This window comes from Membranihabitans maritimus (genome assembly GCF_021729145.1).
Lineage (GTDB): Bacteria > Bacteroidota > Bacteroidia > Chitinophagales > Saprospiraceae > Membranihabitans > Membranihabitans maritimus.
In genome coordinates this window covers 1-1798 of the sequence record NZ_JAJSLW010000051.1, presented here as the reverse complement: position 1 = coordinate 1798, position 1798 = coordinate 1, and the positions used below count along the sequence as shown (strand labels likewise).

General features: G+C 43.7%; 2 protein-coding genes. Both read right to left on the bottom strand.

The features are described from left to right. Positions 1-1199: NHL repeat-containing protein (locus LVD47_RS23250; protein ID WP_236981110.1), on the bottom strand; the 1199-nt coding region annotated here is incomplete at its 3' end. Between the two features lie 89 nt (positions 1200-1288). Next, positions 1289-1798, bottom strand: a 510-nt coding sequence (locus tag LVD47_RS23245) for a hypothetical protein (RefSeq protein ID WP_236981108.1), incomplete at its 5' end; no start/stop codon positions are given.

Sequence of the window (1798 nt, the reverse complement as noted above, 5' to 3'; positions counted from 1 at the left end):
ACACTCCACGATGAGGTGCTGTCTTCCCCTACGTGCATGGTCACCGCCACCGCCCGCTCCCTACGCTCTTCCGGGTCCGACGGGTCCCAGTCCGCCCGGTAGCGCAGGCTGCGCAGGAATGCTTTGACCCGGTCTTCATCGTCCCCGTAGGGATTGGTCCACTCCCATCGTGAAGCAGAGGTCTGACGCAGTTGTTCTTCGTAGCCTTCCGAGTAGATCTCTTCTTCCGGCAACCGGGGCTGGTCGTAGTATTTCAGCCGGAAGGAGATCCTATCTACCTCCGCCCCGCAGGTGGAGATCTCAATGTCTTCTGCCATTAGCGGCGCTTCTTTTATACAGGTCGTCAGGGTATCGTAGTAACCGGCCGTGATATGGCCTGTAGAGTTGTCTGCATCCAGGTCAATGCGTAAGGGGGATTGACGAAAGTCCGTGGGGGTGGCTATTCCAAAGAATACCGACGGATAGCTCAATGCCGGACAAATTTCTTCAATAATTCCCGATTCTACGTCGATTTCCACCGGCTTAAAAATTCCCGGATCCGATTCTTTTAGTTTCCTGAAATTTATCATTCGTAAAGGGCTACATGTCGGTACATCTAAGGCTGAAATAAAATACGTAAAGTCACCCAAATTAACTACATTGATTAATTCTGTCTCCTTCGTTACCGGATCCCATATTCCTCCAAAGGATTCACTATCTTTCTGGGCAGTGCTTAGAAAAAAACGCTTCCCTATAATTCCAGATATGGCATTAGCAGCATAAATTCCAACATCATCAATTTCATTTATAAGAGTCCGATTCCTTAGGTCATAGTCATATATGCCCGAATCATCTGTTCCACCACTAATTACAAAACGCCCTTCTTCCGATGCGGCCAGAAAATAATTATCCGTACCTCCTTTAATTAGGTTTCCGATGGATATAGTATCCGTTACCTCTCCTGTTGACACATTATATCTTAGTAACCGGTATTGGGTAGTCAGGTACAGATGCCCGTCGGGATGAAAGGTCATATCAAAAATACCTAGTTCGGGACTTATCAGTAAATCATCAAAATCATCAACCAGGTTCTTTATACAGTTTTTTGCGTCTAATTTTTCAACCGAAGAAGAAATTATTTGGGGCTTATAATATATCTCCTGGCCATTCATCTTGTAAAAACACAAATGAAAAAAAATAAAAATTAATCTCTTCATCATCTATACTTTTTCTATATAAAAAAGAGCACACATAAGAAAAGAGTGCATCCTTTCGAATACACTCTTTTTTTCTTAGTTTACTCCAAATATTAATATGGACAGTCAAAACTACTAATAGCTGGCGTTGACACATCATCTCCAGGAGTTCGACCGTAATAATAATAACTCAGTGCAACTGCATCCGGTCGGACAATACGCAAAGAATAATCCTCGGACCCAGAAGTGCCGTTATCAGCCTGAGAAACAAAAGTATAACTTTTTGTTTCATCAATGTCATAATATTTATACTGCGAAGGACTTCCAGTAAAATTTAAAATTTCTATTACATCGGTTCCGTCTTCTATTACAACTACTGTATATGATGTTGCCGTACCCGAAAGTTGCCTTATATTGGCTGCTGCTTCGCAGGTGCCATTCGTTGGTGCCGGACACTCAAAGTTATAATCCTCTACCAGATGGGGCCCTGTCCCTGAGAAAAACTCGAGGTCATCGCTTCCCCAGTGCGGTTCCAGTTCTATATACCCGGAAATGCTCGCGGAAGGGTTATCAGGATCTTCGATTTTAAAATCATAGTCCTCCCCGCCATTGATCGTCATGGT